Below are 24,104 nucleotides of genomic sequence, written 5' to 3'. Positions count from 1 at the left end.
TAGGTCCCCCAATTGTACTTTACCTTTATTCCCAAATGACAAACCTGCGGTCTTACGTCTTAAATCTATACTCTTACGTCTCCTTATTTATTCCGTCCGTAAACTTTTCACGGGATTGGCATTTGCCGCCTTTATGGCCTGAAAACTTACCGTCAACAAGGTAACCAGCAACGCCCCTAAAATGGCGAGACCAAATACCTCCCATGAAATATCCACCCGATACTCATAGCCCTGAAGCCATCGTCCCATAAAATGGTAGGCTATGGGAATGGCAATGAGACAGGAAATCAGGACCAAGGCCACAAAGTCCTTGGACAACAGCTGCCATAGGCTGTATACCGATGCCCCCAGCACTTTCCGCACCCCGATTTCCTTGGTACGTTGTTCAGCCATAAACGAAGCCAAACCAAAAAGACCCAAACCACTAATGAAAATGGCTAAAAGGGTGAAGACACCTGCCAAATTGCCCAACCGTTGTTCGGATTCGAATTTGCGACCATATTCCTGGTCTACAAATTTGTAATCAAAGTTTGCCGAGGGAACTACCTGGGCAAATACCGATGCAATCCGAGCAATAGCAGACTGGACGCCTACATCAGGTTTTAGCTTGATATGGATAAAATTGGTATATGTATAATCCAGGAAAAACACCGCCTGTTTTACGGGATTATAGGGGGAATCCGTAATCATATTCTTGGTAACACCAATAATTTTTAAAGGTTGGCCCTGCCTGGAAATGTAGGTGCCGACGGGATTTTCCAGACCCATATACTCTACCGCACGTTCATTGATGACAATGGCAGTAGAATCGGAGGCGAATTCCCGCGAAAAATCCCTCCCCTCCAAAAACTCCCATCCTATGGTTTCTCCATAGTCATGGGTTACCTGAAAAATATTAAAACTGGTATCCCTATCCGGATCCTTTCCCTGCCAATCAAACCCGCCCCAGCTTGTATACGATGCAGAAAGGGGGGAGGAACACTGCGCCATTTCCTCTACTGCTCCCGTATTTTTTAGTTCGGTACGGAGTAAGTTGTATTTTCCACTATAATCCGGATTGTTCATATCCACAGTGATTAAATGGCTATGATCATACCCGATTGGCCTGTCCTGTGTAAATTTAATTTGGCCAAAGACGATCAGGGTCCCGATGGCCAGCACCAGGGATACCGAAAGCTGAAATACCACCAAGACCTTTCTCGGTGCGAAGGTATACGTGCCTGCCTTAAAAGTTCCCCTAAATGCTTTTAAGGGTGTAAACGAGGATAGATACAACGCAGGATAACTTCCGGCCAATAGGCCTGTTAAAAAGGTAAAGGCCAAGGTTATGGACCAAAACCAGGGATTCCCCCATGGCATACCCATATGCTTATCCGAAATTTCATTGAACCAGGGAAGAGAAATCCATACGATTGCCAAAGCACATAAAAGAGCTATTCCGGAAACCAAGAGGGATTCTCCCAAAAATTGATGGATCAACTGCTTTCTCCCGGATCCAACGGCCTTTCTGACCCCAATTTCCTTGGCCCGTTTTTCAGATCGTGCCGTACTGAGGTTCATAAAATTGATACAGGCCAAAAAAAGTACAAATACGGCTATCCCGATAAAAAGCCAAACAAAGGTAATGCGACCCCCTGTGGCCTTCCCCTGTTCAAACTCCGAATAGAGGTGCCATTTGTCCATCGTATACATGAACAATTTGGGATGATATTTCTCCAATCGGGCAAATTCCTTAGGGGCATAATCGATAAAGAAGTTATTAAGGGCTTCATCCACCGATCCAAAATCCGATTCGGGTTTCAGTTCCACATACAGATTATACGAGTAATTATCCCAGGTATCCCGCGAGCTTGCAATCCCCTGATCCTGGGCCTCGAATAAATCCCAGTTCGCAAAGAACTGTACGTTTTCAAAACTGGTATTCTTGGGCAAATCCTTATAGATACCGGTCACTACGGCATCCATGCTATTGTTTATTTTTATGGGCTTCCCCATGGGGTTTTCTTTCCCAAAAAGGGTCAAAGCTGCGGATTCGGATAACACCATAGCGTTGGTTTTCTCCAGACTGGCATAGGTACCTTCGACCATGGTAAGGGAAAGCATTTCCAGAGCCCCATCTTCTATGAATTCCCCAGTTTGGGTAAATGTCTTGCCGTTGGTGCCCAATGTATAATCAAGCACCCAAAAGGCTCGTAAAATATGCTTGAAGTGGTCTTGGTAATTTTCTTTCAGAACGGTTCCGGTCACATGCATCATGGCACGGCTTACCTGGATCTCGCCTGTGTCCTGATTTTCGGCTCGCTCATAAATTTGCGCAATTCGATCATTGTTTTCATGGTAGCTGTTAAAGGTAAATTCATCCAGTACCCATAACCCTATTAGCATAACAACGGCCATACCCATGGCCAGGCCGCCAATATTTATGGCCGAATACCCTTTGTTGCGCAAAAGGTTTCGCCAAGCGATCTTTATATGATGTCTTAGCATTATTCCTCCTATTTATTTGAAAATTTCGTTTCCTTCATTGATATCCTTGATCAGGCCTTCGATATAGGACAGGAACATCTGATTCGTAGTTTTTTCCTTGGCCGATTCACAAAATTTCAAGGCTTTCTTTGTATCGCCCAAGTGATAGTGCCCACTCACCATCCCCAAATGGGCATACACATCCTCCGGGTTTTTATCATAATTTGTTTTGGAAACTTTTAAGGCTTTTTCATGCTGTTCCATTTTGTTTAAGCCGATGCCATATGAAAACAAATCCTGGCCCGTCCCCATGGGCAGGGCTTTTTGCATAATGGAATCCGCCTCCTGTTGGCGGCCCAATTTTCCAAGCAACCCGGCATAGGTAGATAGTGTCTTGAAATTGGATTCCCCAAAATAGGAGTTTATGGAGCGATCGGCCCAACCCAGTGCCTCCTCTAAATTGACATTATTAACGAGGCAATAATTGGCGGCCATCTGTAGGTTTTGCCAATAGCGATAAAAAATACCGGAATCTACTTCTCTTCTAAAAGTCTCTACCTGAATTTTATTCAAGTCTACGGAGACTTTAAAGGGAATCTTTACCTTTTCCCATTGCAAGGAGACCACGGCACTATTCTTGGTCTGGTCACTAAATTCGTATTTTAACCATTCCACGCTTTCATCCAAGTTTTGCACCGGAACCTCAACGCGTAGGGCATCGTCCTTTTCCTTATAATAAAAACTGCCCCAGGCCGTATTGAATTTTGAAAAAACCAACGTAGCTTTTTCCTCGCCCATGGCGATAAAAAAACCATATTTGCCTTGTGGCAAGGGCTGATCCTCTATGAATACATCCGAGGAAAATTCAATGGTGGTGTTTTCATTGGCCCCTGCACGCCAAGGTGCCGCCTTACTGGTGCCATAGCCCAAATCCGCAAACCCGTAATGTACCAGATTGCCCCAAATTTTGTCTTCCCTACCTTTTACCCCAGGCCGGGAATACATGATTTTTACTTCGGTAATCCCAATAAACTCCGAGACTGATGCTTTCTTGTTCCCATCAGCGGGAAAGGTTATTTGGGCGCTGAGTCCCATCGTGCAAAAGACCAATAAAAAGGTGGCTAGTTGTTTTGTTTTCATCTTCTGTTACTTTGTGTTTTCAAATTGTTTGGTTTCAATGTATATACTATCTATTCGGTACGCAAACTTTTAACGGGGTTTGCATTGGCCGCTTTAATCGCTTGAAAGCTTATGGTAAACATCGCTATGGTTATGGCCAAAATGCCGGATACGGCAAAGACCCACCAGCTAATCGCAGTCCTATAGGCAAATTGTATTAACCAATCGTTCATGGCATACCAAGCTATGGGTGTTGCCAAGGCAATGGACAATACAATCAATTTTACAAAATCCGATGATAGCAATCTTAATATTCCCAGCGATGACGACCCCAATACTTTACGAATACCGATTTCCTTTATCCTTAACTCCGTATTAAACGCGGCAAGACCAAAGAGCCCCAAACAGGAAATAAAAATAGCCAAGAAGGCAAAATATCTGGAGAGGCTTAAAATACGTTGTTCCGTAAGATATTGTGCATTTACGGATTGATTTTGAAAGCCAAAGCTAAAATTGAAGCCGGGGTTAAAGCTATTGTAGGTTTGCTCTATGCTTTCTAGGGTCTTTGCCGAAGTTCCAGGCCGTATTCTTACCATGGCCAAATCGAGATTGGAGCCGTATCTAAATACCACAGGGGAAATCGGCTGCATTACGGATGCTGTATGGAAGTTTTTCATTACCCCTAAAATGGTCTTGTCCTCGCCCCATAGCTGTATTTTTTTGCCTACGGGATCTTTTAGACCCATTAATCTTGTAGCTTCCTCGTTGAGTACAAGATAGGTTTCTGGGGATCCCAATTCAGCCGTAAATGCATCCCCTTCCAACATTTCAATGTTCATGGTCTGTATCAGATTTTCATCTACACGGCGAATTATAAAATCGATTTCCAGGTTTTCTGCTTTCCCGGGCCAATCAATACCATAGGTAGAAGACCCACCATCCTCACTGATAAGGGATTCGCTTAGACCACCTATACTTTCGACCCCCTCAATTTTTTCGATTTCATCAAACAGGACGGGAGCATTCTCATAGGCTTTTCCTTCAAGATCAAAATGAATCAGATTATCCTTTTGATACCCCATAGGTTTGGTAAGGGCAAAATTTATCTGGTCGTTAATGATCAATACCGATATAATCAACACCAAGGACGCCATAAATTGAAAGACTACCAAGCCCTTACGGGCAAATAGTTCCGTCCCTTTCCCTTGAAATTTCCCTTTTAAGGTTGCCAACGGACTAAAACCGGACAGATAAAATGCAGGGTAGCTACCGGATATAAATCCTGTTGCTAGTGTACCCAAAAGAAGGATAGACATATGTTGGAAAATCAAATTCATGCCAAGCTCTTTTCCCGTAATAAAGTTAAAGACCGGTATAAGTAAAATGACCAATACTAGAGCCAATACCAATGAAAGAAATGTTATGAAGATGGATTCTGACAAAAACTGAATGACCAAATTTCTTTTGGTACTCCCCAAGGTCTTTTTAATCCCTATTTCCTTAAACCTACGGGAGACCCTTGCCGTGGAAAGGTTCATAAAATTGATACAGGCAATAAGCAAAACCAACAAGGCAACAAAGGAAAATAGTTTTACGTAGGTAATCCTCCCTCCGCTTTGAACCCCATTCTCATAGTTCCCTTTAAGATATGTATCGGAGAACTTTCTAGAAAAAAGACTGAACGTATTATATTCATCATATTTATCTACGAATCTTTCGATTTTTAAATTAAAGGCGGTAATATCAACATTTGGTTTCAACAATACATAGGTGTCCGGTCCGGTATTGGTCCATACCTGGCCATTGGTCCAAATGTCCTCCAACAGTTTTTTTCGGGTGGCCACAAAATTGAATTGCAAGGTCGAATTGTTGGGAACATTTTTAAATACACCGGTTACCTTAGCAGAATGTCCATTCCCAAAAATATTATATTCCATTGGACGATTCATAGCGTTTTCTACCGATCCGAATAGTTTTATGGCAAAATTCTCCGAAATGACAACCGCATCTTTGTCGGATAGTACCTGAGAGGCGGTACCACGGATTAGCGGAAAAGTAAAGGCATCAAAAAAAGTTTTACTGGCAAAGAGCCCCTCGGTTTTAAACAGATTTTCTTCGTTTTTAAAGCTAATACTCATGCCCAACTTTCCACCATCCATAACGGTTAGGGCATGCTCCACTTCTGGCAAATCTTTTTCCATCGCTTCGGAAAGGGGTCCCTGGGTTCCGTCCAATACCCTGATAATACCGTTCTCTTCGCTCCTCATCATGATTTGATAAAGGTTGGGCTCGTTTGCATGAAACTTATCCACCATAGTTTCGTCCGCAACCCAAAAATAGATGAGGAAAGCGCTGGCCATTCCCGTAGAAAGTCCCAGGATATTGATTAATGAGAACAGGGGATTTCCTTTTAGGTTCCGCCATGCGATTTTTAGTTGATTTCTGAACATGATCATTTTTTTAAAAAAGGTTCAACAACGGCCCAAACGGCATTCCAATTGCAATAGAAAACTACATGGCCACATCCAGGGACGATGGACAAATACGATTCCTTTATGAATCCATGTGCCTTTAACAGGGTTTCCGGATTTGAATATTGATCCTTATCTCCTGCCATAAGCAATACGGGACATTCAATTTTTTTGAAAATCTTTTCACTCACCACTTCATTTTCATAGAGTGCGTTGAGCCATTGTAGGCTTTCGTCCCATCGTTTCGGTTCCGGCATGGCGGCCAGGCGTTTTTTGAAATACCCTCCGGCCTCCTTCATTAATTTCTCTTCGGAATATCCATAATTTACCCCGGATCCCTCGGGACTATCGCCCGCCCCTATTACAACCATCCTCTCAACCGCTTTGGGATAGTCGGCAGCCATTTGGTAAGCTGCGTAGCCCCCGTCTGAAAATCCGATGACCTTGGCTTTTTCGATCTTCAAATGCTCCAGGAGCTTCTTGGCATCCCCGGCCCGCTGCTCATAGGTAAAAGGCTCGTGTCCAATATCGGATTTTACATGCCCCCTGGTCCCCAAACAAATAACTTGATAGTCTTTTGAAAGTGAATCGATAAAAAATTCAAACTCATCGATATAACCATAAACACCGCCATGGAGCATAAGGATAGGCTGACCCTCCCCGTAAATTTCATAATACAGTTTCGTATCCGTAGCGACTTCAAAATATTGGCCGACACTCTCATTGTAGCCGTAAGGCACTTTAGTCCCATCCTGGGCAATTGCGACCGAAAAACAGATGCCAAACAAGGCGGTAAACAGTATGCGCTTCATAGTTTAGTTTTTATTCAATTCTTAAGGATGTAATTGGATTGCGATTGGAAACACGAAGTGTCTGTGGTGCGATGGTCAAAAACCCTAATAGCAGGATAAGGAACGATCCCAAAAGGACGGTACCGAACCCGAAAGACACTTTAATTACCAGAAAATCCAACCAAAGGTTGTTGACATAATAACTCAAGGGTGCCGCGATGATGACCGCAATGCCCAATAGAATCAAGAACTCTTTGGAAAGCAGATAAACCAGCATATATCCGTGGGCCCCCAAAACTTTGCGGATTCCTATTTCCTTGGTACGTCTTTCCATGGTATATATGGCCATCCCCAATAATCCCAAACATGCTATGGTTATGGTTAAAAAGGCAAAGAATCCGATAACCGCCACCAAATCAAAAACCGCCTGATTATAACCTTCCAGCTTATGCTCATAGAATTCATACTTTAAAGGATGTATGGGATCCACGGTCTTCCATGCCTCCTCTAATTGTGCGATAAGTTGATCTTGATCGGCAGAGGCCATCTTTAGGCTGACAAAGTTGAACCGTTCCGGCTCGTTCCGCAATACGATAGGGCCCGTCTTCTTTGAAGAAAATAGAAGGAAGAATGTGAAATCTTCCACTACACCAACTACTTCAACGGTCTTGTCCCCGTTTCTTTCATAAAACAGTTCCCCGACAATATCACCAGGATTTTCATACCCGAAAGTTTGGGCCGTAGTCTCATTGACCACTACAAACGAACTGGATTCCGAAGCCGGCAGATTTCGTCCGGCAATTAGTCCTATATCCAATAATTCGATAAAATTTTCATCTGCCCTCAAATCAATGGCCTCGATCGGTTCCTCGGTACCGGGCTTGGTCAAGGTGGTGTTGTCATTTCTTCCCGTACCGGGATAATACGCTGTCCCCGCTATTCCCGAGACTCCGGGAACGGAATGGAATGCCCCCTTTACCAGTTTGTAATCATTGCTCTGAAGGTTTACGTTTATAATGTTCTCGGCATTAAAACCATATTCATAATCCATATAATATCGAAACTGATTGTACACCACAATAGCGGTGACAATGAAAAATAGGGAAAAGACAAACTGGGTAACGGTCAATGTTTTCCGCATGCCCAACCGTCCTCTTTTCGTTTCATCCGGCCCCTTTAATATTTTCACCGGTCGATATCCAGAGAGCCGGAGCGCAGGGAAAATACCTGCAATAAGCCCGGTGAGGAAAGTAAAACTTATAAACGAGATGTAGACCGTGGCATTGGGAACAAGTTCAAATCCCAAAAATTGGTTCATCCATAGATTTAGAAGTGCCCAGCGCATGAAGACCAGAAAAAAACCTGCTGTAATCAGTGCAAAAAAGACCAGGACCATGGATTCACTTAGAAATTGCACGATCAAATCCTTTCTAAAGGCACCATTCACTTTTCGTATCCCGATTTCCTTTGATCGGGTCACCGCTCGGGCTATGGATAATTGCGTATAATTAAGAACGGCCAGTACCATGACCAACAAGGCAAAACCGGCAAGGATATAGTAGGCAAACATGGGCAAGTTCGAAGAAGGGTCATTCCCCAAAACAGGCCCCGGAGTGAGCTTGGTCAACGCTTGGACCATAAATTTCGACCCCTCCAAATTCGCATCTCCCTTATATTTTTCATCGGCTAGATTGGCCAATGCTGAATTCAATTCTTTTTCGTCTACGTTGTTTTCCGCCAGAACATAGGTATAACATCTAGAATAATCACCCCAATTTTCAGAAGCGTCGTACATTTTCCCTTCTTGATACAACTGCTTTAACGAAGCCGTGGAAACCAGTACATCAAATTCCAGATGGGTCTTATAATCCTTATCGGCCAGCACGCCGGTAACCGTATAGGTACCCCAATCCGTTGGTGCCTTGGCCTCATCCGTAAATAGGTCTATGCCCCGGTCGGCGAAGTCCACTATTTTCCCTAATGGGTCTTCATCCCCAAAAAGTCGTTGAGCCACTTCATGCGATAGGACCATGGTATTGGGTTTTGTTAAGGCGGTAGCCCTATCGCCTTTTTCGAGCTCGAAACTGAATATTCTAAAAAAGGCATTATCGGTAAAATACCCGCGCATTTCGGAAAAACTATTATTATAGACGGCATCCCCCCCACACCCTTTAAGTAAGTGGGTGGCTTCCTTGATGATGGGATAATCCGTTCGTAGGGTCTCCGCCAAGGGTGCGGGACCTGAGGCATACGGACGCTTGTGATTGGCAGGGTCAATGTTTACCCTATAAATACTGTCCTTCCTTTCATGAAACTGATCATAACTTTTTTGATTTATCAACATGAGTATGATGAGCATACTTACCGACATGGCCACGGCCAATCCAAAAACATTGATACATGAAAAGGCCTTGTACTTCAGTATATTTCGAATCCCTATTTTCAAGTAATTTTTAATCATGGTTTTCGTTTTTTTTAGACCCGCCAGGTTTTTAAAACCTGGCGGGTCTAGGTTCCTTTATTCTGCCCTTAGACTCTTTACAGGGTTGGCATTCGCCGCCTGTATACTTCTATAACTTATGGTGAAAAAGGCGATGAGCAGGGTAATGCCTCCCGCTAAGCCAAATACCCACCATTCCATTTCTATTCGATAGGTAAAATCCTGAAGCCATTTGCCCATCAAGTAGTATCCCATCGGAAACGCGATGACCATCGAAATTAGAATCAGTTTTAAAAAATCCCTGGCCAGTAAACCTACAATCTGAGAGGCCGAAGAACCCAATACTTTCCGTATCCCTATTTCCTTAAATCGTTGTTCCGCAGTAAAGGTGACCAATCCGAAGAGACCTAGGCAAGCCACGAATATGGCGAGCAATGCAAAAATGCCAAGAACCGTATTCATATTTTGTTCTTTGTTATAGGTTTCGTTAAAAAGTGCATCCAAAAAGGCGTAGTCAAAGGCCTCCCCAGTTTCGAATAATTTCCACTCGGTCTCCATTTTGGTAAGTAGCCCTTCCATATCCGAGGTTTTTGCTTTTATTATAAGCCCGTAGTATGGATTAAATTTCATGAGTATCGGCTCGATTTTCTCATGAAGGGATCTGGAATGAAAATCCTTTACTACTCCAACAATATTCAGTATTCTTGTACCGCCCTTAAGATCAAAGGACTCGGTCAAGGTTTGACCAATCGGATTCCCGGTCAAGCCAAAAGTCTTTACCGCGGTTTCATTGATTATGATATTTTGCTTTTCATCGCCAAATGATTTGGAAAAATTTCTTCCTGCCAATAGGGTCATTCCCAACGTAGGGATGTAGTTTTCATCAACATTGTACACCATTGACCTCAGCTTTTGGTCCACCTCCGATTTTGAGGTGATGACCGTACCGTTGGTGTCCGTTGGTCCAGCAGGTATAAAAGCGGAGGTCGTCATACTTATTATTCTGGGATCCCTGGACAATTCTTCCTTATAGGCACTAAGGTCGTCGCCAAGGAAACCGGCATCCCTGACCACGATCAGCTCCTCCCGATCATAACCAATATCCTTATTTTGAATATAGTTCATCTGTTGCCTGACCACCAAGGTAGCCACTACAAGGGCAATGGAGATGGCAAACTGAAAAACTACCAACCCACTTCTGATCCCTTTGCTATTACCAGAGGTAAACCTTTTCCGCAAGGCTTGAACTGGTTTAAAGCCGGACATAAAAAAAGCGGGATAGCCTCCGGCCAAAAGACCGGTTAAAAGAACGAGACCAAAAAGGGCAAACAAAATTTCGGGGTTCAAAATTTGTGCGATGTCAAACGATTTGCCGGACAATCCATTAAAAAAAGGCAAGGCGACAATGAATAGGGCTATTCCTATGAACATAGCAAAGGCAACGGCAATAAAGGACTCCATCAAAAATTGAGCGATTAAATGTGTTTTTTGGGAGCCCAGAACTTTTCGTACACCGATTTCCTTTACCCTTTTTGAGGCACTGGCTGTGGAAAGGTTCATAAAATTAAAACAGGCAATCAAGAGCATAAAAACTGCTATGGCCCCAAACATATAGACAGTTTTGATGTCACCTCCGGCCTCAAACTCCCCCCTGAGATTGGAATGCAGGTGAATATCTGTTAAGGCTTGGAGGCGAAATCCAAATGCATTGCCCTTCTCCAAAGACTCCTGAAAGGTGATACCAAGGCTTTTTTGCAATTGGGGCCCGAGATACTTTTTGACGATATTCGGGAATTTATCTTCTACATCCGCCAAATCTGCTCCCTCCTCTAATAAGACATAGGTGTGGTAGCTTCCGTTTAACCAACTTTGGTTGGTAGCATCTCCGTTACTGCTCATTGAGGCCAATAGCTCAAAATGAAAATGTGAGTTGGCCGGGATTTCATCGATTATTCCGGTAACGGTATATAAACCGCTGGCATCTATATATCCTGAATTGGAGTATACCCCAATATCATGGATATTCAATACTTTGTTCAACGGATCTTCATCGCCAAAATAAGCCTCAGCCTGTTTTTTGGTCAGAATGACCGATTTGGGCGTGCTTAATGCCGTAACTGCGTTCCCTTGAGAGAGCGAAAATGAAAAGACATCAAAAAAATTGGAATCCACAAATGCCATTTTCCCTTTTCTAAGGGTATTGTCCTTGTAGGTGACCTTTATGGCATCCGAAATTTTCTTAATTCGGGTGGCATCCAAAATCTCTGGGATTTCATTAACCAAGGCTTCGGCCACAGGGGCCATTATGCTTGCTTCTTTTATTATTTCATCCCCCATCTTGGCGTTGAGTACAACCCGGGCTATTTGGTCGGCCTTTTCATTAAAGCGGTCATAGCTCAATTCATCCATTACAAAAAGGGCAATGGCCAAACAGGTGGCAATCCCGAGGGAAAGTCCTATGATATTAATCGAAAACAATGCCTTGTTCTTTAGGATGGTTCTCCAAGCTGTTTTAAAATAATTCTTTAGCATCACTATTCATTTTTAATGATCTATTCCGTCCGTAAACTCTTTACAGGATTAGCGATGGCGGATTTTATCGATTGGAAACCGACCGTGAGCAACGTGATGAACAAAGCGAAACCTCCGGCGAGGGCAAATATCCAGAACTCAATTTCGATTTTATAGGTATAGCCCTCCAGCCAACGGTACATAAAATAATAGGCAATAGGTGAGGCTATAAGAAAAGCGATCCCGACCAGTTTCAAAAAGTCCTTCGTTAACAATTGTACCACAGAGTTGACACTGGCCCCCAATACTTTTCGAATGCCGATTTCTTTTTTCTTTTGCTCTGCAACATAAGATACTAGGCCAAAAAGACCGAGACAACTGATAAATATCGCTAGAATAGTAAAAACTATGGAAATCTGGCCTAAGCGTTTTTCCTCTTCATATAGTTTCTCTACCTCTTTGTCCACAAAGGCATAATCGAACGGTACATTACTTACGGTCGCCTTCCATTGTTGCTCCAAATCTTTCAATAACCGCTCATAATTTTGCGTTTCCGTCATAAGAAATAACCAATTCGGTTGGTTCTCTTTATAAAGAAATAGCGGCTCTATTTCATCTTTTAATGATGCAAAGTGATAATTGGCCACTACACCGATAATTTCCATTTCGAAAGTTTCGTCACCAAAACTTTGCAATAGTTTGGAACTTAAGGCTACTTCTTTATCAATATTAAATGCTTTCAAGGTGGCCTCGTTAACAATGATTTGATTCGTGGTGTCGCTTTCACGAAAATCCCTTCCATGCAACAAGGGAATATTCATGGTATTAAAATAGTTCTCGCTTACGCCGTTCCTTTTGACAACGGTATTGTCCTCCCTATTTCCTCCGGGTAGATATAGGCCATTATCTGTCATGACCGTTTCGGAAGGCGCGTAATTTCCACTAGCTACATTAAGTACCCCGGGAACATTCAAAAAGCCAGATTTTAGGTCATTGAACTTGCTTGATGCCGCATCAGTACCTATACGAAGAGCCAACAGATTGTCTTTTTTAAAACCAAGATCCTTACTTTGGGCATACCGGAACTGCTGTGTAATAATAATTACCGTTGCTACAAGGCTTATGGAGACGACGAATTGAAACACCACCAAAGCCTTACGAAAGGTAACGCCTCCGGATTGAAGTCTAACCGCGCTTTTAAGTGCTTTCACAGGTTTTATCGAGGATAAAATCATGGCCGGATAAATGCCGGCAACCAGACCTGTAATAACTCCCAATCCCAGCAATAAGAATCCGATTTTCCAGTTAAAAACATCCAAATAAATTAGATTGCCCTGGGTGAGTTCATTCACAAATGGCAAAATCAGAAGGGTAATGGGAATACTGATGAGCATGGCGAATAGGGACAGCAAAAGTGATTCCCCTAAAAACTGTCGCATAAGGACATTACTTCCTGCCCCCACTACTTTGCGAACTCCAATTTCCTTGGCACGCTTGCTGGCCCGAGCAGTACTTAAATTAATGAAATTGACACAGGCCACAAGCTGGATGAAAAAGGCCAATGTCAATAAAAAATAAAGGTATTTGATGTTCGAAACGGTATCGATCTGATTCTTACGCCCAGCAGAATACAAATGGATATCGGCCACTTTTTTCAACAACAATAATTTATTGGTCATTCCCGCATTCGCCAGATCCGTACTTCCATGGGTCTGGATAAAGTCGGGTAATTTTTTTTGAAGTTGATCGGCATTTGAACCCGGAACAAGTTTTAGGTAACTATACACAAAATTGTTCGTAGCAAAACTTTCAAAGGTCTGCACAAATGTCCCTATACCCGGAGTACTCATACTAACAAAGTAATTGGGGTTCAGATGTGATTTTCCGAATGTATCATCAAAAACCCCTTTTACCGTAAGGATTTGGGCATCTTCACCACTACCCCAAACAACGGTTTTTCCCAAGGTTCTTTCCGAACCGAACATCTTTTCGGCCAAAGACGAAGAGAGCACTAAGGCATTGGGCTCGTTCAACGCGGTTTCCCTATTCCCTTCCAAAAATTTATAGGTGAAAACATTAAAAAAGGTAGAATCGGCCAAATAGGCCCTAGGTTCATAATAAGCATCCTCACTGTCCGCAGCACGTATCAGATTGACAAAAAAGATATCGGTAAGCACAACCCGAGCGGCTTCACCAACCTCGGGGAAGTCTTCTTTCATTGCAAAAGCTATGGGTGGCGAGGCGGCCCCTGTATCAAAACTTTCCTTACCATCCCTTTCTATAATAGTCTCTATCCGGTAGATGTTTTCAGCATTATCATGATGCCGGTCATATCCCATCTGGGCAAAAACGTACAATAGAATAGTGAGGCAACTTATGGTACCAACAGTAAGACCCAAAAGATTGATGATAGTCTGCTGCTTATTTTTGGTCAGATTGCGCCAAGCGATTTTTAGATAATTCTTTAACATAATCGTTCATTTTTGATCCGCCAGAGGCGGACAGGTTGGTTTACTCCGTTCGCAGACTTTTTACCGGGTTGGCAACAGCGGATTTTATGGATTGAAAGCCCACCGTTAGCAAAGTAATGACCAGGGCAAAACTTCCGGCCAGGACAAAGACCCATACATTGATTTGAATCTTATACGTAAAATCCTCAAGCCAGCGTTGCATACAATAATAGGCTATGGGCGAGGCGAGCAAAAAGGCGATTCCTACCAATTTTAGAAAGTCTTTGGTCAACAGTTGTGCCACCGAATTGATGCTGGCCCCCAATACTTTACGAATACCGATTTCCTTTTTCTTTTGTTCCGCTATGTAGGAAACCAGACCAAAGAGACCCAGGCAGCTAATAATAATGGCCAAAATCGTAAACAATGCGGCGATTTGGCCCACACGCTTTTCCTCATCGTATAACTTCTCTACCTCTTTATCGATAAATGCGGGTACAAAGGGTGAATCCTTGACATTTGCCTTCCAAATACCTTCCAAATTGGCCATTAATTCCCCATAGTTGGCCGTCTCAAAACGGAGCAATAACCGATGTGGGTCGCTATCCCTAAAAAGTACCAAAGGCTGAATGGCCTCTTTGAGGGATGAAAAGTGAAAATCGCTCATTACCCCGACAATTTCAAACTCATTCTCCCCTCCAGTCAGCAGTCTGGAAGTCAGCGCATCTTCCGGTTCAATATTAAAGGTCTTGAGTGTAGCCTCGTTCACGATTATCTGGGTGCTATCCGATTCCCTAAAATCCCTGCCCTTTGAAAGAACGATTCCCATGGTGTTTATATAGTTCTTCCCCACAAGGTTTACCTGTACTTGGGTGCGATCCTCGGGATTCCGTCCAGGCATATAAAAACTCGCACCGTTGATGATATCCTCGGAAGGTGAGACCCTACTCCCGGAAATTTCGGTAACCCCGGGAACCTTTAAAAATTCCGATTTCAATCCTTCAAATTTATCCCGGGCATTGCGTGTATTCAATTGGATACCGATCAAATTATTCTTTTCATACCCCAGATTCTTTTGTTGGGTATAGTTAAACTGTTGGATAACAATGATGACCATACTGATTAAGGTGATGGATATCACAAATTGAAAAACGACCAACCCTTTTCGTAGCCCACTATTTCCGGACTGTAGGTTTATTGTACTTTTTATGGCCGACACAGGTTTTATGGAGGATAATACCAATGCCGGGTAAATACCGGCTATAAGCCCTGTTAAAAACCCTATCCCCAAAAGGGAATACACAATTTCCGGACGAAATAGGTCTACATAGCTAAGATTACTCTGTGCCAATTCATTTATAAAGGGTAACAATAGCAGCGTAATGGGAATACTTATCAAAATCGAGAAAAAGGATAGCAAGAGCGACTCGCCCAAAAACTGGGATACCAAGGATTTCCTGTCCGCCCCGACTACCTTTCGCACCCCTATTTCCTTGGCCCTCTTATTGGCACGGGCCGTGCTCAGATTAATAAAGTTGATGCAGGCCACAAGTTGAATAAACAAGGCCAAAGTCAATAGTAGATACAGGTACTGTACATCGGAAACCCTATCGATCTGTCCCGTTATTCCCTGGGAATACAAATGGATGTCCGTCACTTTTTGAAGTAGCAGTTCCTTCTTCATGTTTATGTCCGCAAGATCGCTCCCTCCCCGCTCTTGAAGGAAATTTGGAAATTTTCGTTCCAGATTTTGGGCACTGGCACCGGGCTTTAACTTAAAATAGGTGTACGCAAAATTGTTTTGCGCATAGTTATCATTGCCCTTTACCCATTCGCCCAGGCCCGGGGTGTTCATGCTGATGATATAATTGGGTTTTAAATGTGATTTCCCAAAGGTCTCATCAAAAACCCCCTTCACCGTAAGTTTTAGGGGATCGCCATCATAGCCGGAAATCTCTACCGTCTTGTCCAGGGCCTTTTGACCTCCGAACAACTTTTTCGCCAAAGACGAGGAAAGGATCAAGGTACTTGGTTCGTGCAAAGCTTTGGGACCTCCTTCCAATAACTTATAGTTAAATACCTTAAAAAGAGTAGAGTCGGCCAGATAGGCCTTGGATTCGTAAAATCCACTTTCCTCACCGGCGGCCCGTATAATATCTACATTGAACAGGTCTACTAGAACTACTCTAACGGCTTCCTCGATTTCCGGGAAGTCTTCTTTGGCCGCAAAGGCAATCGGAGGTGATGATCCCGCAACACGGGCACCTTCCCCACCGGAGCCTGTTCCCTCAATATTGGTCTGTATCCTATAAATGGATTCCGCATTTTCATGGTGTACATCATAGCCCGTCTGGTCAAAGACATACAATAGAATGGTAAGGCAACTTACCGTACCAATCGTTAGGCCCAATAAATTAATTATGGTCTGCTGTTTATTCTTGGTCAGATTCCGCCAAGCAATTTTTAGATAATTCTTTAACATGGTTCTCGTTTTTTGGATTTAGACCTGTCAGGTCTAAACCGTTCTATTCCGTACGTAAACTGTTGACCGGATTTGCATTCGCCGCCCTAATGGCTATAAAGCTCACCGTAAGAATTGTAATGGCCAGGGCCCCGATAACCGCCAAGGCAAAAATCCACCACTCCAAAATCACCCGATATGGATATTCCTGTAACCATCCATTCATTACATAGTAGGAGATGGGAATGGCAATAAAGCTAGAGATGGACACTAGTTTCAAAAAGTCTTTTGAAAGCATGTTCCAAACATTGAACACGGATGCTCCCAGCACTTTTCTTACTCCGATTTCCTTGGTACGCTGTTCGGCGACAAAGGAGGTAAGCCCAAACAGCCCTAGACAGCTTATGAGTATGGCCAAAGCGGTAAAAATGGCCGATAGGCTTCCGATCCGTTCTTCCGCAGCAAATTTTTCACCATATTCGTCGTCCACAAAATCGTACTGAAAAGGAAGGTTCGGAAAATGTGTCCGGAATACCCTTTCGATAACGGCCATATTCTGGCTGGCACTTTGCTTTGGATTCAATCGTAGATTATAGAAGCTGGAAATGCTATGTTTATCGAAAACATAAACCCCCTGCTTTACCGGTTCATAGGGTGATTGTGCAATCATGTCCTCCACTACGCCGATAATCTTTAAGGGAGGATCCGGATCCTCCTCATCGTTGTCCTTCAAGAATTTCCCTATGGGGTCGGTTATTCCCATATACTTGACCGCGGTTTGGTTAAGCAATACGGCATTGGAGTCCGAAGGAAATTCCCGGGAAAAATCCCGGCCTTGGACAATTTTCAAATTCAGGGACTTGGCATACTCCCATGACACCTCCGTCCAGGCCAGATCCTCCTGAAATCCCTCCGGTTTGCCTTCCCAATCAAAACCATTCCGATTGGACCATATTCGGGTAGTGGGGCTGCTGGATGAGGACATTTCCACAACGGCACCAGAAGCCAGGAATTCATTTCGCATCAAATCGTATTTACCGGAGAAGTCTTGACTAAATGTCGGTATTTGGACCAACCCCTCCTTATCATACCCGATAGGGCGATTCTTGGCATGGTTTATTTGCTGCATTACAATGACCGTCCCAATAATAAAGGCCACGGAAACCGTAAATTGTAGCACTACCAAAATCTTCCGTGGCAGTCCGGCATACTTTCCGGCCTTAAAGGTTCCTTTCAATACATCTACCGGCCTAAAGGAGGAGAGGTAAAGTGCTGGATAACTTCCTGCCAGAAGCGCGGTAAATGCAATAAAAACTATGGATACAAACCAAAAACCACTGTTCGCCCAGGGAAACTCGATTTCTTTCCTGGCCAATTCATTGAAGCCGTTCAACGACAACAGTACAATTACGATAGATAACAAAAATGCAAACAAAACGACCAGGAACGATTCGCTCAAAAACTGATTAATCAATTGTTTTCGGTGCGATCCTATTGATTTTCGTATCCCCACCTCCTTGCTTCTTTTTTCGGACCGGGCCGTACTCAGGTTCATAAAGTTGATACAGGCCAAAAGCAAAACGAAGGCCCCAATGATGCCAAAGAGCCAAACGTACTTTATTCGCCCGCCCACTTGCTTTCCATTTTCAAAATTGCCGTGTAAATACCACTCCGTCATAGGAAAAAGAAAGAGCTGCGGGTTAAATTCGGCATTATCCTCGTCCGCATTCTTTTTTACATCCTTGATTATGGCGGTCACTTTCTCCATGGAGGTGTTATCCGCAATTTGGACGAACATCTGAAAGGAGTTGTTGCCCCAAAAGTTAATGGCATTTTTAACCCATTCCTGAGTAGTAATATACTTTTCCCAAGGCATTATGAACTGAGTATCATGAAATGAATTGTTTGCCGGGATATCTTCATATACCGCCGTAACCATCATATCGTATTGGTTATGGGCTTCAATAATTTTTCCTATGGGATCCTCCTTGCCAAAAAGGGCTTCGGCCACGGACTCGGACAACATAATGGAGTTGATTTCCCGTAGACCATCCTTTTCTCCTTTTAAAATGGTAAGATCAAGTATTTCCGGGGCATCTGCCTGCATGAAGTTACCGGTGCGGGAAATACTGGTCTCCTTATATTTCAGATATTGGCTGTTAGTCCAGGACGACATCACCAAATGCTTGAAGTTATCCGCATAACCATCCCTAAAGGCCATTTCCAAAGGTCTAGGTATGGCAGGGCCCGTACCAATCTGTCCGTTGAAGGTCTGTGACTGGAATACCTGGGCTATGCTGTCCTTGTTTTTAAAGTAGTCGTTATGGGTAAGCTCGTCCTGTATCCATAACCCAATAATAAGGGTTACGGCCATTCCCAGGGCTAGACCCCCAATATTGATAGCCGAATACCCCTTGTTCTTTTTTAAATTTCGCCAAGCGATTTTTAAATAGTTTCTAAACATGATGTTGGTTTTTATACTGAAACAGGTTCAGTGTTGATTGATGAATTACTCTGTACGCAAGCTCTTTACCGGATTGGCCAAAGAGGCTTTGATCGATTGAAAACTTACCGTTACCAATGCGATGATCACTATGGCCACAAAGGGCCATGCAAAGAATGTCCAATGAATGGAAATATGGAATGCATACCCCTGCAACCAGTTGCTGGCCATATACCAAGCCAAGGGAATTGCAATTAAAAAGGCTACGGCCAATAACATTGCATATTCTCTATACAACAGCTTTAAAATCCCTTGTACCGACGCACCCAGCACTTTTCGTATCCCTATTTCCTTGGTACGTTGCAAGGTGGTGAACGAGGCTAGGCCGAAGAGGCCTAGACAGGCCACAAAAATGGCCAATAACGTAAACAGGCCAAATACTTGACCGAATCTGTGATCGGCCTTGTACTGCTTGTCAAATTGTTCATCCAGAAAAAAGTATTCGAAAGTATTTCCCGGAAAAAAAGTATCCCATTCTGTTTGTATCTGGGCAATCGTCTCCGCTATTCGGCCCATATCCGTTTTTATGGAGAAATATCCATATACTCCAGGGTTTAGGGTAAGGATAAGGGGTTCATAGGCATCACGAAGCGATTGCTGGTGAAAGTTCTCCACAACCCCAACAATAGTACATTGATCGCCCCAAAACTCAATTTGCTTACCAATGGCTTCCTCTGGGTCATCAAAACCTAATTGCTCAATTCCCTTTCGGTTAAAAACAACATTGACGGCATCGGCCCCAAAATCTTCAGAAAACTTTCGCCCGGCGATCAACTTGGTATCGTACAGGTCCAAAAAATCATAGTCCACCCGAATAAACCGGTATTGTTTTTGTTCCGAGTCGTCCTGGGTTACCAACCGTATACCCCCTGCATTTCCGCCTGTACCCTCTCCAGGAACTACAGAGGAAACCGCTACATTCTTTATAGCCGGGTATTGCAAAAGTGTTTCCTTTATGGCCTTCTTTTGGGCCACAAAAGTGGAGTCCGTGGCAATGGGCGGACGCAATACAAGGGTTTGGTCAATATCTATCCCCAAGGACTGGTTGCGCATAAACTGTATTTGTTGATATACGACCAGGGAACCTATCAACAAAAAGAGGGAAGCCGTAAACTGAAGCACAACAAGTCCCTTACGCAATAACGTGCCCTGTTGGGTGCCTCCCATATTTCCCTTAAGTACTTCAACGGGTCTAAATTTGGAAAGTACAATAGCCGGATATAACCCGGACAATACCACCCCCGCAAGGAACAAGGCGACAAGCCCTACCCAAAAATTGGTCTTGGTAAACAGTTCATAGGATACAGGCTGACCCGAGATTTGGTTAAAGGCCGGAAGGGCAATGATCATCATTATCAATGCCAAGATCAGGGCCAGGCCATTGAATAATCCGGATTCAAAAAAGAATTGGGTAATCAATTGTTTGCGGTTGGATCCTACCGTCTTACGGACTCCCACTTCCTTGGCCCGTCCCACGGCCCGGGCGGTAGCCAGGTTGATATAGTTGACCCATGCAATCACGATTATGAAAAAGGCAATTCCCAACAAAAGAAGTACAGTCTTGGCGTCCCCGTTCGGGGCAGGCTCGTCTATATAATTTGCTTCCAAATGGATGTTGGTCAGTGGTTGAAGTTTATAGGTTACCGATGCGTTAAAACGCCGTAAGAGCTCACCCACTCCCGCTTCGACTATAGGAGGAAATTTTGCCTCGACCTGGCTTGGGTCCACCCCTTTTTGAAGCAATACATAGGTTAAGCAACCGTCCCATGCCCATGCTTCCTCAGGGTCGTTCGCCCCATTGGAGTTTGTCTTTACCTGTTCCACAAAACTGACATAGGACGCTAAAAATTTGGGTTGTAGCTGTGTGTTCACGGGCATATCCTCAAAGACTCCGGTAATTCTATAGTTTTTGTTTCCGCTAATAGGCAAGATCTTATCTATCACATCCGTGGTCCCGAATATTTTGCGTGCCGTACTTTCGGAAATGGCGGCGGTATAGGGTTCGTCTAAGACGCCTTCCTTTTTACCATGGAGCAACGGATAGGAAAAAACCGTAAAAAAGGAACTGGTAGCAAAGTACACCTCTTCAATTTTTAGAGGCCTGTTATCTACTTCAACAATGATATCCCCGGTTCCCGAGACTTTTACATACTCCTCTATCTCTGGAATGGCTTCCTTAAAGGAATTTCCAACGGCATACGCCCCTGCCGCCCACTGGGTGGAAAGTTTACCATTATCATACCGGTCTTGTTGTACCCGATAAATCCGGTCTTTTTTCTCATGAAAATTCTCATAGCTATATTCAAAGGCCACATATTGCAGGATAAGCAAGCAGGCCACGATACCGATGGCCAACCCACCAATATTAATCCAGGAATACACTTTGTTCTTGATCAAATTTCGCCAAGCGATTTTTAGATAATTCTTAAACATGGTTCTTGTTTTTTGTTATTCTGATCTTAGGCTCTTTGCCGGGTTTATTGTCGCCGCCTTAGTTGATTGAAAACTTACGGTCAATAGGGTCAATGCAAGGCTTACTAAGCCTGCCAAGGCTATCATCCACCATTGAAAATCGATGTGGTATGCAAAATCCGAGAGCCATCTTTTAAGTAGGTACCACGTTATGGGCGTGGCGATAACCAATCCGATAAGGGTCAGTTTCACAAAATCCTTGGACAACAGATAGAGCAATTGTGCAACGCTCGATCCCAATACCTTGCGAATTCCGATTTCCCTGGTTCTACTTTTTGCCACAAAACCGCTCATGGCAAAAAGTCCCATACAAGCCAAAAAGACCACGATTACGGAAAAGAAATTCAAGAGTTTGAAATGTTCCCTATCCTGTTTCAAAAAACGGGCGAACTTATCGTTCAAAATGTTAAGCTCAATGGGGGTCTGTGGGTCAAAGGAGTCATTGACCTCCTTTAAGGTCAATGCGGTTTTTGACCAATCCGCCGTCTCTATTTGAAGTGTATAGTAATCAATGGAATGCAAGGGGTTGTTCCAGTTTCCGATAACCAGGGGCTTAATACTTGTCCGGAAATCCTCTATCTGAAAGTCCTTCACGACTCCGACTACCTGAGCTTGAAATGGTTTTTCAAGATTCTCGTTACTGCCCCCATAATTAACAAAGGGAATCTCTATAAATTGGCCTACCGGGTTTTCCAGTCCCAGAGTCAGCGCCGCGGCGTCGTTTATCAATACTTTGGAACTGTCCGAAGGGGTTCCCGAAAAATTTGAACCTGCCAAAAGGTTTATGTTGAAGGTCTTTAGAAAATCCTTATCCGCGCCCAAAAAGAGCATGTCCTTGGCATCTGCCATTGACTGCCCATTTCGCTTGGCCTTTACCATGGGAATATACTTCCATTCACCGGGCACTCTTGAACTTACAGTAACGGAACTGACCTCGGGGATTCTCAAAAATTCACTTTTAATGGCCTCAAACTGTCCGCGTAAAATGCCACTATTGATATCCACGGTCGCCAAGCCCTCCTTCTTGAAGCCCAGTTCCTTATTTTCCAAAAAATCCATTTGTCTGTTAAAGACGAAAGAAGCGGTAACAAAAGTGACGACCGCAATAAATTGGAACGTAAGCATAAACCTTCTAAAAGGTAGTTTAGAGCTAATGGATATTGTGTTCTTTATTGAAGAGGACACCCCCGATCTGATTATCAGCCAAAACGGATAGACTACGGAAAGTACACTCAAAAAGAGGCCAGAGGCCAACATCAGCAGAATACCATCCAAAGGAACTACGGTAAGATCTAAAGTAGTACTGAACCAATTTTGAACCAACGGTTGCAACACCCACAGAAATGAATAGGCCAAGACCATTGAAATGGAAATCAAGAGCAGACTTTCCGATAAAAACTGCCACAGCAAATGTAGCTTCCCCGCCCCTACGATTTGCCGAAGCCCTATTTCCTTGGCTCTATCGATAAAGGCAATATTCAAGAGGCCGGCATAATTAAAACAGGCCACAAGGAGAATAAGAATGCTTACCCAGAAAAACAATCGTACATACAATCCGTTCCCCTTGCCCTTGTTGATTTCACTTTCAACCTCGTTTTCATACAAATGGATATCCTGAACGGGCTGTACCCAAAAAGTGTTGTTGAACATCTTGTCCACAGGGTAATTCTCCCTGGTCAAGGCTGTAATCTTTTTTCCCAGTACGTCTAAATCCGTTCCGGGCAAAACTTTAAAATAGGTTATCAATTGATTGTTGGACCAATTGGATGACATAAACTCATCGAACCAACTGAACACTTCGGAAGCCATTTGATGGCTAAAAAAAGCTGCGTTTTCCAGGTGGGAATTCTCAGGAAAATCCTCCAGAACTCCAGCGACCGGATATTCCCCAAAGCTTGTCTTTAAAATTTTTCCCAATGCCTGCTGTTGGCCAAAATACAGCTCCTTAATGGATTCGGTCAGGATAATTCCATTGGGCCGGTCTATCAAGTCGTCCTTTGTGCCCTCCACTAATGGAAAATCGAATACCTTTAAAAAATTGTCGTCCAAAACGGCCACCTCCTGATGGTGCATCGTAGCCGGATCGTTCCCAAAATTTGCACGCCCTATATGAAGAATTTGGGTTTGATTTTCTATCTCCTCAAAAAGTCGTTTTGATTCCGCGCCCACTTTTGGGGGGGATAGGGCCATTTCACGAACGGTTCCATTCTCATCCATGGTTTTTTGAAGTAGGCGAAAAACCTGTTCTTGCCCTAGATCAAACGACGTTTCCTTTAGCACATAGGCATTCAGTAGAAAAAAACAAAAGAATCCTAAGGTAAGGCCCAAGATATTTACCGCGGTAAAAGATTTGTGGTTCCTTAAATACCGAAAGGCTATTTTAATATGGTTCGTAAACATAGTTCTCTCTTTTTTACATT

The 24,104-nt window shown here is 43.5% G+C and carries 11 protein-coding genes; all 11 read right to left on the bottom strand.

Going from position 1 to position 24,104, the window contains the following annotated elements; genetic code table 11:
* Nucleotides 1–87: 87 nt before the first annotated feature.
* From ACO06Y_RS05785 to ACO06Y_RS05735, 11 genes are read right to left on the bottom strand one after another with little or no spacing between them, the layout of a single operon-like run.
* Complete coding sequence (locus ACO06Y_RS05785) at nt 88–2,487, bottom strand: ABC transporter permease (RefSeq protein ID WP_422082880.1); 2,400 nt, start codon at nt 2,485–2,487, stop codon at nt 88–90.
* 12 nt (nt 2,488–2,499) lie between these two features.
* Complete coding sequence (locus tag ACO06Y_RS05780) at nt 2,500–3,606, bottom strand: DUF2911 domain-containing protein (protein ID WP_422082879.1); 1,107 nt, start codon at nt 3,604–3,606, stop codon at nt 2,500–2,502.
* 50 nt (nt 3,607–3,656) lie between these two features.
* Nucleotides 3,657–6,035: an ABC transporter permease gene (locus ACO06Y_RS05775; protein WP_422082878.1), complete on the bottom strand. Its 2,379-nt coding sequence runs from the start codon at nt 6,033–6,035 to the stop codon at nt 3,657–3,659.
* 2 nt (nt 6,036–6,037) lie between these two features.
* Nucleotides 6,038–6,868: an alpha/beta fold hydrolase gene (locus tag ACO06Y_RS05770; RefSeq protein WP_422082877.1), complete on the bottom strand. Its 831-nt coding sequence runs from the start codon at nt 6,866–6,868 to the stop codon at nt 6,038–6,040.
* A 10-nt stretch (nt 6,869–6,878) separates the two neighbouring features.
* Nucleotides 6,879–9,308: an ABC transporter permease gene (locus ACO06Y_RS05765; RefSeq protein ID WP_422082876.1), complete on the bottom strand. Its 2,430-nt coding sequence runs from the start codon at nt 9,306–9,308 to the stop codon at nt 6,879–6,881.
* A gap of 57 nt (nt 9,309–9,365) precedes the next feature.
* Nucleotides 9,366–11,819, bottom strand: coding sequence for an FtsX-like permease family protein (locus ACO06Y_RS05760; protein WP_422082875.1), 2,454 nt, complete (start codon nt 11,817–11,819; stop codon nt 9,366–9,368).
* A 20-nt stretch (nt 11,820–11,839) separates the two neighbouring features.
* The gene (locus ACO06Y_RS05755) at nt 11,840–14,269 is read right to left on the bottom strand and encodes an ABC transporter permease (RefSeq protein ID WP_422082874.1); all 2,430 of its coding nucleotides are present in this window, start codon (nt 14,267–14,269) and stop codon (nt 11,840–11,842) included.
* Between the two features lie 40 nt (nt 14,270–14,309).
* Complete coding sequence (locus ACO06Y_RS05750; RefSeq protein ID WP_422082873.1) at nt 14,310–16,730, bottom strand: ABC transporter permease; 2,421 nt, start codon at nt 16,728–16,730, stop codon at nt 14,310–14,312.
* A 43-nt stretch (nt 16,731–16,773) separates the two neighbouring features.
* Nucleotides 16,774–19,173, bottom strand: coding sequence for an ABC transporter permease (locus tag ACO06Y_RS05745; protein ID WP_422082872.1), 2,400 nt, complete (start codon nt 19,171–19,173; stop codon nt 16,774–16,776).
* Nucleotides 19,174–19,218: 45 nt separating this feature from the next.
* Nucleotides 19,219–21,645 (bottom strand): ABC transporter permease, encoded by a 2,427-nt coding sequence (locus ACO06Y_RS05740; RefSeq protein ID WP_422082871.1) that lies wholly within the window; start codon nt 21,643–21,645, stop codon nt 19,219–19,221.
* A 15-nt stretch (nt 21,646–21,660) separates the two neighbouring features.
* Entirely contained in the window at nt 21,661–24,084 is a 2,424-nt protein-coding gene (locus ACO06Y_RS05735) for an ABC transporter permease (protein ID WP_422082870.1), read from the bottom strand.
* Nucleotides 24,085–24,104: the final 20 nt, after the last annotated feature.

The sequence above is a fragment of the Ulvibacterium sp. genome (assembly GCF_965228935.1).
Classification (GTDB): Bacteria; Bacteroidota; Bacteroidia; order Flavobacteriales; family Flavobacteriaceae; genus Ulvibacterium.
This window is presented reverse-complemented; position numbering and strand designations above follow the sequence as displayed.